This is a genomic window from Pseudomonas sp. HN2 (assembly GCF_020736465.1).
Taxonomy (GTDB): Bacteria; Pseudomonadota; Gammaproteobacteria; order Pseudomonadales; family Pseudomonadaceae; genus Aquipseudomonas; species Aquipseudomonas moraviensis_A.
Genome location: NZ_CP085885.1, coordinates 5,476,882 through 5,493,490 on the forward strand (window position 1 = coordinate 5,476,882; position 16,609 = coordinate 5,493,490).

General features: G+C 59.1%; 12 protein-coding genes and 1 tRNA gene. 10 read left to right on the top strand and 3 right to left on the bottom strand.

From position 1 onward, the window contains the following. The first annotated feature begins 97 nt into the window (after positions 1-97). From LIS66_RS24400 to LIS66_RS24410, 3 genes are all read left to right on the top strand, one after another. The gene (locus tag LIS66_RS24400; protein WP_039757709.1) at positions 98-1,369 is read left to right on the top strand and encodes a YeaH/YhbH family protein; all 1,272 of its coding nucleotides are present in this window, start codon (positions 98-100) and stop codon (positions 1,367-1,369) included. Continuing rightward, entirely contained in the window at positions 1,366-2,928 is a 1,563-nt protein-coding gene (locus tag LIS66_RS24405) for a SpoVR family protein (protein ID WP_064365402.1), read from the top strand. The genes LIS66_RS24400 and LIS66_RS24405 overlap by 4 nt, the downstream gene beginning before the upstream one ends. Positions 2,929-2,992: 64 nt before the next feature. Further along, the gene (locus tag LIS66_RS24410; RefSeq protein WP_227973187.1) at positions 2,993-4,222 is read left to right on the top strand and encodes a multifunctional CCA addition/repair protein; all 1,230 of its coding nucleotides are present in this window, start codon (positions 2,993-2,995) and stop codon (positions 4,220-4,222) included. A gap of 82 nt (positions 4,223-4,304) precedes the next feature. Here the strand turns inward: LIS66_RS24410 and folK are convergent, their stop codons facing one another. Both folK and folB read right to left on the bottom strand, forming a co-directional pair. Further along, complete coding sequence (folK, locus tag LIS66_RS24415; RefSeq protein ID WP_042610112.1) at positions 4,305-4,823, bottom strand: 2-amino-4-hydroxy-6-hydroxymethyldihydropteridine diphosphokinase; 519 nt, start codon at positions 4,821-4,823, stop codon at positions 4,305-4,307. Further along, complete coding sequence (folB, locus tag LIS66_RS24420) at positions 4,814-5,170, bottom strand: dihydroneopterin aldolase (RefSeq protein ID WP_064365404.1); 357 nt, start codon at positions 5,168-5,170, stop codon at positions 4,814-4,816. The genes folK and folB overlap by 10 nt, the downstream gene beginning before the upstream one ends. A 74-nt stretch (positions 5,171-5,244) precedes the next feature. Between folB and plsY the strand changes: the two genes are divergently transcribed. Next, complete coding sequence (gene plsY, locus LIS66_RS24425; protein WP_024014548.1) at positions 5,245-5,814, top strand: glycerol-3-phosphate 1-O-acyltransferase PlsY; 570 nt, start codon at positions 5,245-5,247, stop codon at positions 5,812-5,814. A gap of 23 nt (positions 5,815-5,837) precedes the next feature. On the opposite strand, the gene tsaD is transcribed toward plsY, so the two are convergent. Continuing rightward, positions 5,838-6,863: a tRNA (adenosine(37)-N6)-threonylcarbamoyltransferase complex transferase subunit TsaD gene (tsaD, locus tag LIS66_RS24430; RefSeq protein WP_042610110.1), complete on the bottom strand. Its 1,026-nt coding sequence runs from the start codon at positions 6,861-6,863 to the stop codon at positions 5,838-5,840. A 199-nt stretch (positions 6,864-7,062) separates the two neighbouring features. Between tsaD and rpsU the strand changes: the two genes are divergently transcribed. The 6 genes from rpsU to LIS66_RS24460 all read left to right on the top strand — a co-directional run bounded on the left by rpsU (position 7,063) and on the right by LIS66_RS24460 (position 16,329). Beyond that, positions 7,063-7,278, top strand: coding sequence for a 30S ribosomal protein S21 (gene rpsU / locus LIS66_RS24435; RefSeq protein WP_002551877.1), 216 nt, complete (start codon positions 7,063-7,065; stop codon positions 7,276-7,278). Between the two features lie 486 nt (positions 7,279-7,764). Then, positions 7,765-9,729 carry a DNA primase gene (gene dnaG, locus LIS66_RS24440; protein WP_042610109.1) on the top strand — a complete coding sequence of 655 codons (1,965 nt, stop codon included), beginning with the start codon at positions 7,765-7,767 and terminating at the stop codon, positions 9,727-9,729. Positions 9,730-9,796: 67 nt separating this feature from the next. Continuing rightward, complete coding sequence (rpoD, locus tag LIS66_RS24445) at positions 9,797-11,644, top strand: RNA polymerase sigma factor RpoD (protein WP_227973188.1); 1,848 nt, start codon at positions 9,797-9,799, stop codon at positions 11,642-11,644. A 125-nt stretch (positions 11,645-11,769) separates the two neighbouring features. Continuing rightward, on the top strand, positions 11,770-15,516 hold the full coding sequence (locus tag LIS66_RS24450) for a bifunctional diguanylate cyclase/phosphodiesterase (RefSeq protein WP_227973189.1): 3,747 nt from the start codon (positions 11,770-11,772) through the stop codon (positions 15,514-15,516). Between the two features lie 15 nt (positions 15,517-15,531). Beyond that, positions 15,532-15,608, top strand: a tRNA-Ile gene (locus LIS66_RS24455). A gap of 280 nt (positions 15,609-15,888) precedes the next feature. Beyond that, complete coding sequence (locus LIS66_RS24460; protein ID WP_042610127.1) at positions 15,889-16,329, top strand: hypothetical protein; 441 nt, start codon at positions 15,889-15,891, stop codon at positions 16,327-16,329. Positions 16,330-16,609 lie beyond the last annotated feature (280 nt).

Below are 16,609 nucleotides of genomic sequence, written 5' to 3' on the forward strand. Positions count from 1 at the left end.
CGAGCTGCAAGAGAAAAGCGTGTAAACCGGAGTTTTTCGGGATCGGCTTCTACTTGCAGCTTGCAGCTCAAAACTTGAAGCTCCCCGGAGGGGCCTTATGAGCTATGTGATCGACCGACGCCTCAATGGCAAGAACAAGAGCACGGTGAACCGTCAGCGCTTTCTGCGGCGTTATCGTGACCACATTAAAAAGGCTGTCGAAGAGGCAGTCAGCCGGCGCTCCATTACCGATATGGAGCACGGGGAACAGATCAGTATTCCTGGTCGCGATATCGACGAGCCGGTGCTTCATCATGGACGCGGCGGCAAACAGACCGTGGTGCATCCCGGCAACAAGGAGTTCACGGCCGGTGAACACATCGCACGCCCACCCGGAGGCGGAGGTGGCCGCGGTCCGGGCAAGGCTGGCAATTCCGGCGAAGGCATGGACGAGTTCGTCTTCCAGATCACCCAGGAAGAATTTCTCGAATTCATGTTCGAGGACCTCGAACTGCCGAACCTGGTCAAACGCAACCTGACCGGCACCGACACGTTCAAAACCGTACGCGCCGGGATCAGCAACGAGGGTAATCCGTCACGGATCAATATCATCCGCACCCTGCGCTCAGCTCACGCGCGTCGTATTGCCCTGTCCGGCAGCAGCCGCGCGAAACTGCGCGAAGCCAAGGAAGAGCTGGCGCGGCTCAAGCGCGAAGAGCCGGACAATTTCGGTGATATCCAGGAACTCGAAGCCGAAATCGAGAAACTCAGCGCACGGATCCATCGCGTGCCGTTCCTCGATACCTTCGACTTGAAATACAACCTGCTGGTCAAGCAACCGAACCCCAGCTCGAAAGCGGTGATGTTCTGCCTGATGGACGTTTCCGGCTCGATGACGCAAGCGACCAAGGATATCGCCAAGCGCTTTTTCATCCTGCTATATCTGTTCCTCAAGCGTAACTACGACAAGATCGACGTGGTGTTCATCCGCCACCACACCAGTGCCCGGGAAGTGGACGAAGAGGAGTTTTTCTACTCACGGGAAACCGGCGGCACCATCGTTTCCAGCGCCTTGAAGCTGATGCAGGAAATCATGGCCGAGCGCTATCCAAGCAACGAGTGGAACATCTATGCCGCTCAAGCCTCCGACGGCGATAACTGGAACGACGACTCGCCGATCTGCCGTGACATTCTGATCAATCAGATCATGCCGTTTGTGCAGTACTACACTTATGTGGAGATTACCCCACGCGAACATCAGGCCCTGTGGTACGAGTACGAACGCATCGCCGAAGCCTTCTCTGACACTTTTGCCCAGCAGCAACTGGTCTCGGCCGGAGATATCTATCCGGTCTTCCGTGAACTCTTCCAGCGCAGGTTAGTGACATGACCGCCAAAGAGCAGAAGCGCCAACCGATTTCCACCGGCTCCGAATGGACATTCGAGCTGATCCAGACCTACGACCGCGAAATTGCCCGGATCGCGGCCCGCTATGCGCTGGATACCTACCCCAACCAGATCGAGGTGATCACCGCCGAGCAGATGATGGATGCCTACGCCTCGGTGGGCATGCCGCTGGGCTATCACCACTGGTCCTATGGCAAACACTTCCTCAGCACCGAGAAATCCTACAGTCGCGGGCAGATGGGCCTGGCTTACGAGATCGTAATCAACTCCGATCCGTGCATCGCCTACCTGATGGAGGAGAACACCATTTGCATGCAGGCGCTGGTGGTAGCTCATGCCTGCTACGGCCACAACAGTTTCTTCAAGGGCAACTACCTGTTCCGCACCTGGACCGACGCCAGTTCGATCATCGATTACCTGGTGTTCGCCAAGCAGTACATCATGCAGTGCGAAGAGCGCCATGGCATCGATGCGGTGGAAGATCTGCTCGACTCCTGTCACGCGCTGATGAACTACGGTGTCGACCGCTACAAGCGTCCGTATCCGATTTCCGCCGAGGAAGAGCGCCGGCGCCAAAAGGATCGCGAAGAACACATGCAGAAGCAGATCAATGATCTGTGGCGCACCATCCCCAAGGGTGCGGACAAATACAGCGACAAGGACAACGCCCGCTTTCCGGCCGAGCCGCAGGAAAACATCCTCTATTTCATCGAGAAGCATGCACCTCTGCTGGAGCCGTGGCAGCGCGAGATCGTGCGAATCGTGCGCAAGATCGCCCAGTATTTCTATCCGCAGCGCCAGACCCAGGTGATGAACGAAGGCTGGGCAACGTTCTGGCATTACACGCTGATGAATGACCTGTATGACGAAGGCCTTGTCACTGATGGCTTCATGATGGAGTTCCTCACTTCGCATACCAGCGTGGTGTTCCAGCCGGGTTTCGACAGTCCGTACTACAGCGGTATCAACCCGTATGCGCTGGGCTTCGCCATGTACCGCGACATTCGGCGCATGTGCGAAGAGCCAACCGAGGAAGACCGTCGCTGGTTCCCGGATATCGCCGGCTCCGACTGGCTGTCGACCATCAAGTTCGCCATGAGCAGTTTCAAGGACGAGAGCTTTATCCTGCAGTACCTGTCGCCCAAGGTGATCCGCGATCTGAAGCTCTTCAGCATCCTCGATGACGATCAGAAGGATGACCTGCTGGTGCCGGCCATTCATGACGAGGGTGGCTACCGCATCATCCGCGAAACCCTGGCTGCGCAGTACAACCTCGGCAATCGTGAACCCAACGTGCAGATCTACAGCATCGACCGGCGCGGCGATCGCTCCCTGACCCTGCGCCATCAGCAACATGACCGCAAACCGCTGGGTGACTCCACCGATGAAGTGCTCAAGCACTTGCACCGGCTATGGGGGTTCGACATTCATCTGGAAACCCTGCAGGGTGACCAGATCATGAAAACCCATCACGTGCCGCCACGCAGTGAGCACAGCGAAGGCGATTATGGCCGGCTCGATCTGGCCGTGATTCATCTTTGATCCGGTTCTGGCCTCCGAACGTCTGACGCAAGGGTTATCCTGTCGGACTGACGGAGGTTTTTTTATGCAGGTTTACAAGGTTGGCGGCGCGGTACGTGATCGCCTGTTGGGATTGCCGGTCGCTGATGTCGACCGGGTCGTGGTCGGCGCGACCACTGAAGAAATGCTCGCCAAGGGATTTCGCCCGGTCGGCGCGGATTTTCCAGTGTTTCTGCACCCCAAAACCGGCGAGGAATATGCCCTCGCCCGCACGGAACGCAAGAGTGGCCGCGGCTACGGCGGCTTCACTTTCCATGCAAGTCCCGAAGTCACGCTGGAAGAAGACCTGATTCGCCGCGACCTGACGATCAATGCCATGGCTGAAGACGATCAGCTCAACCTGACCGATCCCTATCATGGCCAGCGCGATCTTGAAGCGCGAATTCTTCGTCATGTTTCCCCGGCGTTCGCCGAAGATCCGCTGCGTGTGCTGCGCGTTGCCCGTTTCGCCGCGCGCTATGCCGAACTGGGCTTCACGGTCGCGGACGAGACAATGGAGCTGATGCGTCAGCTCAGCGAGTCCGGGGAACTGCAGGCACTGACTGCCGAACGTAGCTGGAAGGAAATTTCCCGGGCGCTGATGGAAAACCACCCGCAGGTATTCGTCCAGGTGTTGCGCGACTGCGGCGCCCTCAAAGTGCTGATGCCGGAGGTTGACGCCTTGTTCGGCGTACCGCAGCCGCAGGCCCATCACCCGGAAATCGACACAGGCCTGCACACCCTGAGCGTGCTGGAACAATCAGCCCTGCACAGGCAACCGCTGACGGTGCGCTGGGCCTGTCTGCTGCATGACTTGGGCAAAGGCCTGACGCCAGAAGAGGAATGGCCTCGGCATATCGCCCATGAGCACACCGGGCTGAAGCTGATCAAAGCGGTCAACCAGCGCTTCAAGGCACCCAAAGAGTGTCAGGAACTGGCTCTGCTGGTCGGCCAGTATCACACCCATGGGCACCGGGCTCTGGAGTTGAAGGCCTCCACATTGCTGGAGTTGCTGCAGAGCTTCGATGTCTATCGGCGGCCGCAGCGCTTCGAGGAGTTTATCGCTGCGTGCGAGATGGATGCTCGTGGCCGCAAAGGCCTGGAGCAGCGCAGTTATCCACAGGCGGAATATCTGCGTGGGGCGGCGAAGGCTGCGCGAGAAGTGGCGGTGCAGCCACTGCTGGAAATGGGCTTCAAGGGCCCTCAGTTGGGCGAAGCGCTGAAGCGTGAGCGGCTCAAAGCGTTGAAAGCCTACAAAGAGGCGGCGACAGCCTAAAAAGCTTCGCGAGCAGGCTCGCTCCCACATGAGACCTCGATCCAATGTGGGAGCGAGCCTGCTCGCGAAAGCGCCTTTGATATCACCGCAAATCCGAAGGCGTGAGCTGCTCTCCCCGCCATTCGAACGCAACCGGCGCCAACACCTGATCAATCTGCGCCTCAGCCCACAACGTCGCAAAGCTCTTGCCCACACCCGGATGCACCCGCTGCGGCGCGATCAATGACAGCGGCCACAGCACGAAAGCGTTTTTCAGGATTTCCGCCCGCGGCAGAGTCAATCCGTCGAAATTACCCACCAGATCGCCATACAGCAGCACGTCGATATCCAGCGGCAACCCCTTGCGATCCGGTGCATAACGACCGTTATCCGCCTCGATGAATTTCAAGCGCCGATCCAGCTCCATCAATGGCAGATCGGTGTACGCCGAAACCACGAAATTGAAGAACGGCCCGCTCTTGATGCCCACCGGCTGGCTCTCGAACACCGCCGAACAACGGATATCCACCAGAAATTTCGCCAGCGCATCGAGACCGGCACGCAAATGGGTTTCCCGCTCGATATTGCTACCGAGCCCGAGGTAGACCTGAGTCAGCGACATCCGCGCTCGATCTCCACACCCACACCGCCCTTGGCTGCCGGCACGGCGCCCGGCTTGGTCAGTTTCAGTCGTACCCAGGTGATGTTGAATTCGGCCATGAGCACTTCAACCAGACGCTCGGCAAAGGTCTCGACCAGTTGGAACTGCGCCTGCTCGGCAAAAGCCTGGATGCGCGTGGAAACGCTGGCGTAATCGAGCGCCAGGGTCAGGTCGTCACCAGCGGCGGCCGGGCGATTGTCCCAGGCGAAGCTCAGATCAAGACGCAGGCACTGACGGATGCCGCGCTCCCAGTCGTAGGCACCGATCACGGTGTCGACTTCCAGGCCCTCGATAAACACTCTGTCCAAGCACTTCTCTCCGCTGCACGACAAGGGCGCGATGCGCCGTTAGAATCAGGGCGTCCTCGCCCGGAATAGTTAGCATGTTTTGGTTACTGGCGATTCTCGCCTACCTGCTTGGCTCGCTGTCCTTCGCCATTTTGCTCAGCCGCCTGACCGGAAACCCGGATCCGCGAATGAGTGGCTCGGGTAATGCCGGCGCCACCAACATGCTGCGCCTGGCCGGTCGCAAACTGGCGATCCTGACCCTGCTCGGTGATCTGTGCAAAGGCCTGCTGCCGGTGCTGATCGCATCGAGCGCGGGCCTTTCGCTGCAGGATCAGGCGTGGATTGGCGTGTGCGCCGTGATCGGTCACCTTTTCCCGCTGTACTTCCGCTTTCGTGGCGGCAAAGGCGTCGCCACTGCCGCCGGCATGTTGCTCGGCCTGTATCCACCTGCTGCGCTGCTGGCGGTGTGCGCCTGGCTGCTGACGTTCTACCTGACTCGCACCAGTTCGCTGGCAGCGCTGATTGCCACGCCGTTGACCCTGCCGCTGCTGGCCTGGCAGGAACCGGAGGCCTTGCTGCCAATGAGCGCACTGACCTTGCTGATTGTCTGGCGTCATCGCGGCAATCTACGCGACCTGTTTGCCGGGCGCGAACGGCATTTTTGAATGACGTCCGCGAGCATCGCTGATCACAATGCCGACAACTGCTCCATCGGCCAGCGCGCCTGCACGGTGATGGCCAGACTTTCCTGCTGACCGGCCTTGAGGCGCTGGCATCCGGCAAACGCAATCATCGCGCCATTGTCGGTGCAGAACTCGGGACGCGCGTAGAACACATCGCCCTTCATATCGCCGAGCATCTTTTCCAGGGAAATCCGCAACGCCTTGTTGGCGCTGACGCCGCCGGCAATCACCAGCCGCTTCATGCCCGCCTGCTTCAGGGCGCGCTTGCACTTGATGGTCAAAGTCTCCACCACGGCCTGCTGGAACGCCAGCGCGATGTCGCAACGGGCTTGTTCGCCGTCGTCCCCGGCGCTGACGCATTGCTGCCAAGTGTTGAGGGCGAAGGTTTTCAGGCCGCTGAAGCTGAAATCCAGCCCCGGACGATCACACATCGGACGCGGGAAGGTAAAACGTCCTGCGACGCCCTTCTCGGCCAGCTTGGCGATTTCCGGCCCGCCGGGATAATTGAGGCCCATCATCTTCGCGGTCTTGTCGAACGCTTCGCCGGCCGCATCGTCGAGTGTCTCGCCAAGCAGGCTGTATTGGCCGATGCCGTCGACCTGAACCAGCTGCGTATGACCACCGGAAACCAACAAAGCGACGAACGGGAATTCCGGCGGTTTCGGCTCCAGCATCGGTGCCAGCAGGTGGCCTTCCATGTGGTGCACGCCAAGCGCCGGAATACCCCAGGCAAACGCCAGTGCCTGCGCACAGGACGCACCGACCAGCAGCGCGCCGACCAGGCCAGGACCTGCGGTGTAGGCGATTGCGTCGATCTCGGTCGGCACGCAGTCGGCCTCGGCCAGCACCTGACGGATCAAGGGCAGCATGCGTTTGACGTGGTCACGCGAAGCCAGCTCCGGCACCACACCGCCATAGACGCGGTGCAGGTCGATCTGACTGAACAGCGCATCGGCCAGCAGGCCGCGCTCGCTGTCATACAATGCGACGCCGGTTTCGTCGCAGGAGGTTTCTAATCCCAGTACTAGCATGGGTTTGCGCCTTGTTTAGGCTGAATTCGAAGGCGCGCATAATAGTCGCCACGTGATGCCCCGACCAGCGGTTTTCGATCAGAGGCTTTGCATTCCGAGCGATGAGGGGTTAACATCCGCAACCCTTAAAAACCGACGTCTTCAAGTGCTCTTTTGCCGCGAGGATGTTGACCCCGGTAATGAATGAAGGTAGCTCTGGATGCCAGCCGTCAAAGTAAAAGAGAACGAACCCTTCGACGTAGCTCTGCGTCGTTTCAAGCGCTCCTGCGAAAAAGCCGGTGTACTGGCTGAAGTTCGTAGCCGCGAATTTTACGAGAAGCCAACTTCTGAGCGTAAGCGCAAGGCAGCAGCCGCTGTTAAGCGTCACGCCAAGAAAGTTCAGCGCGAACAGCGCCGCGCCGTTCGTCTGTACTAATACACAGACGTTCGTAGCAAGCTTCTTGCCTAAGCCCGGCCCTCAGCCGGGCTAATGGCATTTGCGTAAAACGCTTGATGCTTCACCGTCGACGCCGCCGATGCGACCGAGACAAATCTGCTTCACCGCGTCAGGCCTGGCTCTTTTGCCAGCGGTGCACGTCTTTTCTGACGAGCCTTTCAAGGCTACTGACGAGCACACCCACTGATTCCTCTTACGACGATCAGCCCAAGGCACCTGCATGCGTGCCCGCTTTATTGAGCTATCCGAGGCCGACAACCGGCCGTCAGCGGATTCAGCGCAACACTTTCAAATAGTCGAAGACTGATAGGTACTAACGTCAGTGGATTTTCGGCAGATACACTTCCCGACAGCGATCACGCAGACGACACCGGTCGAGCCGCACTTTTTGTGCGTTTCCAACAATGGCCCGCGTCCGACAGCCTGGCGCAACGGATTTATTGCAGCGCAGACGACGAGAATGCCATGGCCGGGCTGATTCCCCAGAGCTTCATTGACGACCTGCTGAACCGCACCGACATCGTCGACGTGGTCAGCTCGCGCGTGCAATTGAAGAAGGCCGGCAAGAACTACACCGCCTGCTGCCCGTTCCATAAAGAGAAAACCCCGTCATTCAGCGTCAGCCCCGACAAGCAGTTCTATTACTGCTTCGGCTGCGGCGCTGGCGGCAACGCCCTCGGCTTTCTCATGGATCACGACAACCTGGATTTCCCCCAGGCCGTCGAAGATCTGGCCAAAGCCGCCGGCATGGAAATCCCCCGCGAAGAAAGCGGCCGCGAGCGCAAGCCGCGCCAGCCGACCGATTCTCCGCTGTACCCGCTGCTCACCGCCGCCGCTGACTTCTATCGGCAGGCACTCAAGAGCCATCCATCGCGCAAGGCCGCAGTGGATTACCTCAAGGGTCGCGGCCTGACCGGCGAGATCGCCCGGGATTTCGGCCTCGGCTTTGCGCCACCGGGCTGGGACAATCTGCTCAAGCATCTGAGCAGCGACACCCTGCAACAGAAGGCCATGATCGAAGCCGGTCTGCTGATCGAGAACGCCGAAACCGGCAAACGCTATGATCGCTTCCGTGATCGCGTAATGTTCCCGATCCGCGACACCCGTGGACGGATCATCGCCTTCGGCGGCCGCGTACTCGGTGACGACAAGCCCAAGTACCTGAACTCACCGGAAACCCCGGTATTCCATAAAGGCCAGGAACTCTATGGCCTCTATGAAGCGCGCAAAAACAATCGCAACCTCGATGAAATCATCGTCGTCGAAGGCTATATGGACGTCATCGCCCTCGCCCAGCAAGGCTTGCGCAATGCCGTCGCCACGCTGGGTACCGCGACCAGCGAAGAGCATTTGAAGCGCCTGTTCCGCGTCGTCCCGAACGTATTGTTCTGTTTCGACGGCGACCAGGCCGGGCGCAACGCCGCGTGGCGCGCACTGGAGGCGACCCTGCCGTGCTTGCAGGACGGTCGCCGCGCACGATTCCTGTTTCTGCCCGAAGGCGAAGACCCGGATACCCTGGTGCGCGCCGAAGGCACCGACGCTTTCAAGGCGCGCATCAATCAGCACGCGCAGCCGCTGGCCGATTATTTTTTCCAGCAACTGACCGAAGAAGCCGATCCGCGCTCCCTCGAGGGCAAGGCGCACATGGCCACCCTCGCTGCGCCGCTGATCGACAAGGTGCCGGGCGCAAACCTGCGCATTCTCATGCGTCAGCGCCTGACCGAGATCACCGGCCTGAGCAGCGAGACCGTCAGCCAATTGGTCCAGAGTGCACCGCAGGAAGCACCGCCCGCCTATGATCCGGGCATCGATTACGACGCCATGCCGGATTACAGCGACTACCATCAGCCGCAGGCACAGGACATGTATGTGCCGCAGCAGGAATGGACGCCGAAGAAACCCGGCGCCGGCGGCAAGAAGTGGGACAAGAAACCGTGGGACAAGAATGGCAAGCGTGGCGGCGACCGTGAACCGCAGCGCCCGCGCACGCCGATTGGCGTTGAATCGCCAACCCTGACGGCCCTTAGAACATTGCTCCATCATCCGCAACTGGCCAAGCGCGTGGAAGACGCCGGGCACATTGCCGATGAAAATCAGACCAACGCCCAACTGCTTGTGGCGCTGCTCGAAGCCGTGCAGAAGAATCCCAAGCTAAACTCATTTCAGTTGATCGCACGATGGCACGGTACTGAACAGGGTCGCTTGCTCAAGGCGCTGGCAGAAAAGGAATGGCTGATTGACGGAGATAACCTTGAACAACAGTTTTTCGACACCATTACTAGCTTGTCAGCCCGCCAACGCGAGCGAAATCTCGAACAGTTACTCAGGAAAGCGCGGCAAAGCGAACTGAGCGTCGAAGAGAAAAATCAACTGCGCGACCTTTTAAGTCGCAATGTTTCCGCATCAAACCCGACCTCAACTGGCGCGTGAGGTCATAGCTCAGGTATAATCCTCGGCTTGTTTTTTGCCCGCCAAGACCTTCAGTGGATAGGGTGTTATGTCCGGAAAAGCGCAACAGCAGTCTCGTATTATTGAGTTGATCAAACTGGGTCGTGAGCAGAAGTATCTGACTTACGCCGAGGTCAACGACCACCTGCCCGAGGATATTTCAGATCCGGAGCAGGTGGAAGACATCATCCGCATGATTAACGACATGGGGATCCCCGTACACGAGAGTGCTCCGGATGCGGACGCCCTTATGTTGGCCGACGCCGATACCGACGAGGCCGCTGCGGAAGAAGCAGCCGCTGCGTTGGCGGCGGTGGAGACCGATATTGGTCGCACCACTGACCCGGTGCGCATGTACATGCGTGAAATGGGTACGGTCGAGCTTCTGACCCGTGAAGGCGAAATCGAAATCGCCAAGCGGATCGAAGAAGGCATTCGTGAAGTGATGAGCGCAATCGCGCATTTCCCTGGCACGGTTGACCACATTCTCTCCGAGTACACCCGCGTCACCACCGAAGGTGGTCGCCTGTCCGACGTCCTGAGCGGTTATATCGACCCGGACGACGGCATCGCGCCGTCTGCGGCAGAAGTGCCGCCGCCGGTCGATCCGAAAGCCGTCAAGGCCGACGACGACACCGACGACGATGAAGCCGACTCTTCCGATGACGAAGAAGAAGCCGAAAGCGGTCCGGATCCGGTCATTGCTGCGCAGCGCTTCGGCGCCGTGGCCGACCAGATGGAAATCACCCGCAAGGCCCTGAAAAAGCACGGTCGTCACAACAAGGCAGCGGTTGCCGAGTTGCTGGCCCTGGCCGAGCTGTTCATGCCGATCAAACTGGTGCCGAAGCAATTCGAAGCCCTGGTCGAGCGTGTGCGCAGTGCCCTGGATCGTCTGCGTCAGCAAGAGCGCGCGATCATGCAACTGTGCGTACGTGATGCACGTATGCCGCGCGCCGATTTCCTGCGTCAGTTCCCGGGCAACGAAGTCGACGAAAGCTGGTCCGACGCCCTGGCCAAAGGCAAGAGCAAGTACGCCGAAGCCATCGGTCGCGTGCAGCCGGACATCATCCGTTGCCAGCAGAAACTGATCGCGCTGGAAACCGAGACCGGTCTGACCATCGCCGAAATCAAGGACATCAACCGTCGCATGTCGATCGGTGAGGCCAAGGCCCGCCGCGCGAAGAAAGAGATGGTTGAAGCCAACCTGCGTCTGGTGATCTCGATTGCCAAGAAGTACACCAACCGCGGTCTGCAATTCCTCGATCTGATCCAGGAAGGCAACATCGGTCTGATGAAAGCGGTGGACAAGTTCGAATACCGTCGTGGTTACAAGTTCTCGACTTATGCCACCTGGTGGATCCGTCAGGCGATCACTCGCTCGATCGCCGACCAGGCCCGCACCATTCGTATCCCGGTGCACATGATCGAGACGATCAACAAGCTCAACCGTATTTCCCGGCAGATGCTGCAGGAAATGGGTCGCGAACCGACCCCGGAAGAGCTGGGCGAACGCATGGAAATGCCTGAGGACAAGATCCGCAAGGTACTGAAGATCGCCAAAGAGCCGATCTCCATGGAAACCCCGATCGGTGATGACGAAGACTCCCATCTGGGCGACTTCATCGAAGACTCGACCATGCAGTCGCCAATCGATGTCGCCACGGTGGAAAGTCTGAAGGAAGCGACTCGCGAAGTACTGTCCGGCCTCACTGCCCGTGAAGCCAAGGTATTGCGCATGCGCTTCGGTATCGACATGAACACCGACCATACGCTCGAAGAAGTGGGCAAACAGTTTGACGTAACGCGTGAGCGGATCCGTCAGATCGAAGCCAAGGCGCTGCGCAAGCTGCGCCACCCGACGCGAAGCGAGCATCTGCGCTCCTTCCTCGACGAGTGATACCAGAACCCCCGGCCCAGGCCGGGGGTTTTGTTTTATGGCAGATTAAATTCCCCGCCCCACCCTCCCCGCCGCATACCCCGTCTACACTCGAAACAATCACCCCCAGCCCTGACGAGAGCGTTATGCCCAGACTGGCGCCCGTGCTGTTTCTGCTGTCATTGATGATCTGCACCGCCACGGCTGACGCGCTGACTCTCACCGATGAAGAACGCAGCTGGCTGGCGGCTCACCCTGACTTGCGCCTGGGTGTCGATGCATCGTGGCCGCCCTTCGAATTTCGCGACGACCAGAACCGTTATCAGGGTCTGGCTGCCGACTATATCGACGTGATCCGTCAACGTCTGGCGATCAAGCTGACGCCCATCGAACCGGTGAGCTGGACGGTGGTGCTGGAGCAGGTCAAGAAGGGCAAGATCGATTTGCTGCCGGGGATCATGTCTACGCCGGAACGCCAGAACTATCTGTCATTCACCCGGCCGTACCTCGACTTTCCGATCGTCATCCTCGCCCATGTCGGCGGCGCCCAGCCGCGCAAACTCGATGACCTGTATGGGCTGAAAATCGCCGTGGTGGACAACTACGCACCCCACGAACTACTACGCACTCACCACCCCGACCTGAATCTGGTCGCCATGCCCAACGTCAGTTCGGCGCTGCAAGCCCTGGCGACTGATGAAGTGGACGCGGTGGTCGGTGACCTGGCTTCCAGCGTCTGGAGCCTGCGCCAGCTCAAACTCGACGGCCTCTACGTCAGCGGCGAAACCCCGTATCGCTATCAACTGGCGATGGCCGTCCCCCGCGACAACAAGGTGCTGGTGGGGATTCTCGACAAGGTCCTTGCCGACATGACGCCGGCGGAAATCAGCAGCATCCAGGAGCATTGGGTCGGCAATGTGCTCGACCATCGCTCGTTCTGGTCAGACCTGCTGGTGTATGGCCTGCCCGGTCTGTTACTGCTCATCACCGTCCTCGCCGTGGTGATTCGCATCAACCGCCGCCTGAGCTCGGAAATCACCCGGCGCATCGACCTTGAGCAGGAATTGCGCAGCAGCGAATATCACTACCGCGGCCTGGTCGAGAGCTTGTCGGCGATTGCCTGGGAAGCGCGGATGAGCGACTTCACCTACAGCTATGTTTCGCCTCACGCTGAAGACTTGCTCGGCTATCCACAGTCCCATTGGCTGATTCCGGGCTTCTGGCACAACATCATTCACCCCGCCGACCTGACCCGCACGCAGAACTATTGCAAGGAAGCGCTGCGACAGGGCCGCGATCACATCGTCGACTATCGCGTCATCACCGCCGACGGCCGCTGCCTGTGGGTGCGCGACATTGTCAGTCTGATCGAGCATGGCCACGAACCGGTGATGCGTGGTTTGATGATCGACATCAGCGAAATCAAGCGCACCGAAGAGGCGCTGCGCCTGTCGGAACAGAAATTCGCCTCGGTGTTCGAACAGTGTCCGGACATTCTGGTAATTGCGCGGCTGTCCGACGGCTGCTTGCTCGAGGTCAACGAGGCCTTCGAAGAGCAGATCGGTCTCAGGGCCGAGGACGTGATCGGCCAAACCGCCACCCACCTCAATATCTGGGGCATTCCCGGCGTCGGCCCGGGCCTGTTGCAGCGCTTGCAGGCCGGCAGCATTCGTAATCTGGAGATGCCCTTTCGCCGCAACAACGGCCAGGTATTCACCGGGTTGATTTCCGCCGAGCCCTTCGACCTCGACACCACCCCGGCGCTGGTGGTCGTGGTGCGCGACATCAGCCAGCTCAAGGAAACCCAACAGCAACTGCAGACCTCAGAAGAGAAGTTTGCCAAGGCCTTTCATGCGTCGCCGGACGGTTTGCTGCTGTCGCGCCAAAGCGACGGCCTGTTGTTGGAGGTCAATGAAGGTTTCAGCCGCATCACCGGTTTCAACAGCGCCATGTCAGTGGATCGGTCAACGCTGGATCTCGGGATCTGGGTCAACCTCAACGAACGCAAACAGATGCTCGACCTGTTGCACCGCGACGGTTTTGTCCGTGACTTCACCTGCCATATCCGTCGCAGTGACGGGCAGATTCGCCTGTGTGAAGTCTCCAGTCGCCCGCTGCCGATCGGCGACGAAGACTGCATGCTGACCATCGCCCGGGACATCACCGAGCGCCATCTCATGCAGGAAAAACTGCAGCAGGCGGCGACGGTTTTCGAAAGCACCGCTGAAGGTGTACTGATCACCGACACCCAGCAACACATCAGCGCGGTCAATCGCGCCTTCACCGAAATCACCGGCTACAGCGAAAGCGAGGCGCTGGGCCACACGCCACGGCTATTGGCGTCTGGGCTGCACGACAGCGCGTTCTACGCGGCGATGTGGCACCAATTGACCGACGAGGGACACTGGCAAGGCGAGATTTCCAACCGGCGCAAGAACGGCGAGCTGTACCCGAGCTGGCTGACCATCAGCGCCGTGCGTAATCGCGACAAGTTCATCACCCACTTCGTCGCGGTATTCGCCGATATTTCCAGCCTCAAGCACGCCCAGGCCAAGCTCGATTACCAGGCTCACCACGACCCGCTGACCGGTCTGCCCAATCGCACTTTGTTCGAAAGTCGCCTGCAAATGGCCTTGACCAGCCAACAGGAAAATGGCGGCCAGGGCGCGGTGCTGTTTCTCGATCTGGACCGCTTCAAGCACATCAACGACAGCCTCGGCCACCCGGTGGGCGACCTGTTGCTCAAGGGCATCGCCGTGCGTTTGAAGGAACAGTTACGAGATATCGACACCGTCGCCCGATTGGGCGGTGACGAATTCATTATTTTGCTGCCGGGCTTGCAGCAAGCCAGCGACGCCGACAACATCGCGACGAAACTGCTCAATTGCTTCGGCGCGCCGTTCCAGGCCGGCGAACACGAGTTCTTCATCAGCGCCAGCATCGGCACCAGCCTCTATCCACGCGACGGTTGCGACGTGGCGACGCTGGTGAAAAACGCTGACGCGGCGATGTACCGTTCCAAAGCCAAGGGGCGCAATCGCGTCGAAAGCTACACCCGCGACCTCACCGCCCAGGCCAGCGAACGCATAGCACTGGAACACGAACTGCGCCGCGCCATCGAGCGCGACGAGCTGTTTCTCTACTATCAACCGAAAATCAGCCTGGTCGACCACAATCTGGTGGGCGCCGAAGCACTGATTCGCTGGCGTCATCCGACCTTCGGCGAAGTGCCGCCCGAGCACTTCATTCCTCTGGCCGAAGAGAACGGCATGATCCTGCAGATCGGCGATTGGGTGCTGGAAACCGCATGCCGGCAGATGTTCGAGTGGAACCGGATTTATCAACCGCTCGGCCCGCTGTCAGTGAACCTCGCCGGAGCGCAGCTGCGTCAACCGAACCTGCTGGTACGCATCGAGCAACTGCTCAAGGAAAACCGCCTCAGGCCGGATTTACTGCAACTGGAAATTACCGAGAATTTCATCATGAGTCAGGCCGAAGAGGCGCTGGCGGTGCTGCACCAGCTCAAACACCTCGGCGTACAGCTGGCGATCGACGACTTCGGCACCGGCTACTCCTCGCTCAGCTATCTCAAACGCCTGCCGTTGGACATTCTCAAGATCGATCAGTCTTTCGTCCGCGGACTGCCCGACGATCCCCACGACGCGGCGATCGTACGCGCCATCATCGCGCTGGGGCGGAGCATGCAATTCACGGTGATTGCCGAAGGCGTGGAAACCCAGGCCCAACAACAATTCCTCGCCGCGGAAGGTTGTGAACAGATCCAGGGCTACATCGTCAGCCTGCCGCTGCCACCGGACGAATTCGCCGCCACGTTTCTGCATGTGACCGTATCGGATTTTTCGGATAGCACAGCCGCGAAACCGTCGCTATAATCCGCGGCCTACTGAGGGCCCATAGCTCAGTTGGTTAGAGCAGAGGACTCATAATCCTTTGGTCCACGGTTCAAGTCCGTGTGGGCCCACCAAATTGAAAAGCCGCGCCGAATGCGCGGCTTTTTTGTGGGCGAGTGGTTGGGTTGCGTCTTGGCGTGCGCAATGTTCGGAAGACCTGACCAGAGCTGTAGGAAAGATCCGAAGCTGCGGTTTTGAGCGGTAAGACGTCTGTTGATGATGTCTTCGCAGGGATACTCTCGAGACGTCGCTGCTTATCAGCGACCGGGGCTTGGAAATCCGTACAAATCAATACGTCCGGCGACAGTAACAATGGAATGGAAAGACCTGATAATTGGCGGACGCAAATACTGCATGGCGCATTTACAACCCTTCGAACTCGCATTTGAAGTGGCTGAGCAGCAGCTGGTTGTCAGGTTTGAATTCGGGTTCCACTGTTTTACCGATGACAAAGGTCACGGCCAGCCACTAAGACACAGGGGAGAAGTTCGGTATTTTTGTGCGGACCGCCACCACTGCAGCAGCCAAATTACGGATTACTTGCACAAACGCTTTTTCAAAGGTCTGGCTGTGCCCTTCTACGTAGAAAACAGTCAGCGCTATTACTGTCTGGACTTGCATGACTACGCGGTCTTTTTTTCTATCAGCAAGCCGCAGCACTCAACGAACCGTCTCAAACTCCGGATCATTTCCGCCTATGAGGTCGCTGAGTGGGGGCGGTCGAAGCTGCCGAAAGGAAAACCACATAACGTCCGCTACATCCTGGAAATGCGAAACGCGGGAAAGTCCATTTGAGAGAAAGCAAAAAGCCCCGACGCATGCACATCGGGGCTTTCTGTAAATCTCAATATCGGCCTGTCCTTTCACGGTTTCCCGCTTATCCCGCTCACTGGCTAGGAGTAGCTTGCGCCACCGAAATCAACACCCTTTGCTTGCAAAGTTCCGGTCTGTGCTGACATGCCGATGATAGCCCTTGAACCTGACAAGAGCAACCGTCACGGCCGCCAGCTCCCCCCATTAACCGATGGTGCTGCGAGTATGCCCCAATGCAATTGACCCTGTAACATCCGTAACC

Bases quoted from the DNA above. Each gene is read 5' to 3' on its own strand.
- LIS66_RS24400 (WP_039757709.1), top strand. From the start codon at position 98: ATGAGCTATGTGATCGACCGACGCCTCAATGGCAAGAACAAGAGCACG.
- rpsU (WP_002551877.1), top strand. From the start codon at position 7,063: ATGCCAGCCGTCAAAGTAAAAGAGAACGAACCCTTCGACGTAGCTCTG.
- rpoD (WP_227973188.1), top strand. From the start codon at position 9,797: ATGTCCGGAAAAGCGCAACAGCAGTCTCGTATTATTGAGTTGATCAAA.
- plsY (WP_024014548.1), top strand. From the start codon at position 5,245: ATGTTTTGGTTACTGGCGATTCTCGCCTACCTGCTTGGCTCGCTGTCC.
- LIS66_RS24410 (WP_227973187.1), top strand. From the start codon at position 2,993: ATGCAGGTTTACAAGGTTGGCGGCGCGGTACGTGATCGCCTGTTGGGA.
- dnaG (WP_042610109.1), top strand. From the start codon at position 7,765: ATGGCCGGGCTGATTCCCCAGAGCTTCATTGACGACCTGCTGAACCGC.
- LIS66_RS24450 (WP_227973189.1), top strand. From the start codon at position 11,770: ATGCCCAGACTGGCGCCCGTGCTGTTTCTGCTGTCATTGATGATCTGC.
- LIS66_RS24405 (WP_064365402.1), top strand. From the start codon at position 1,366: ATGACCGCCAAAGAGCAGAAGCGCCAACCGATTTCCACCGGCTCCGAA.
- tsaD (WP_042610110.1), bottom strand. From the start codon at position 6,863: ATGCTAGTACTGGGATTAGAAACCTCCTGCGACGAAACCGGCGTCGCA.
- folK (WP_042610112.1), bottom strand. From the start codon at position 4,823: ATGTCGCTGACTCAGGTCTACCTCGGGCTCGGTAGCAATATCGAGCGG.
- LIS66_RS24460 (WP_042610127.1), top strand. From the start codon at position 15,889: ATGGCGCATTTACAACCCTTCGAACTCGCATTTGAAGTGGCTGAGCAG.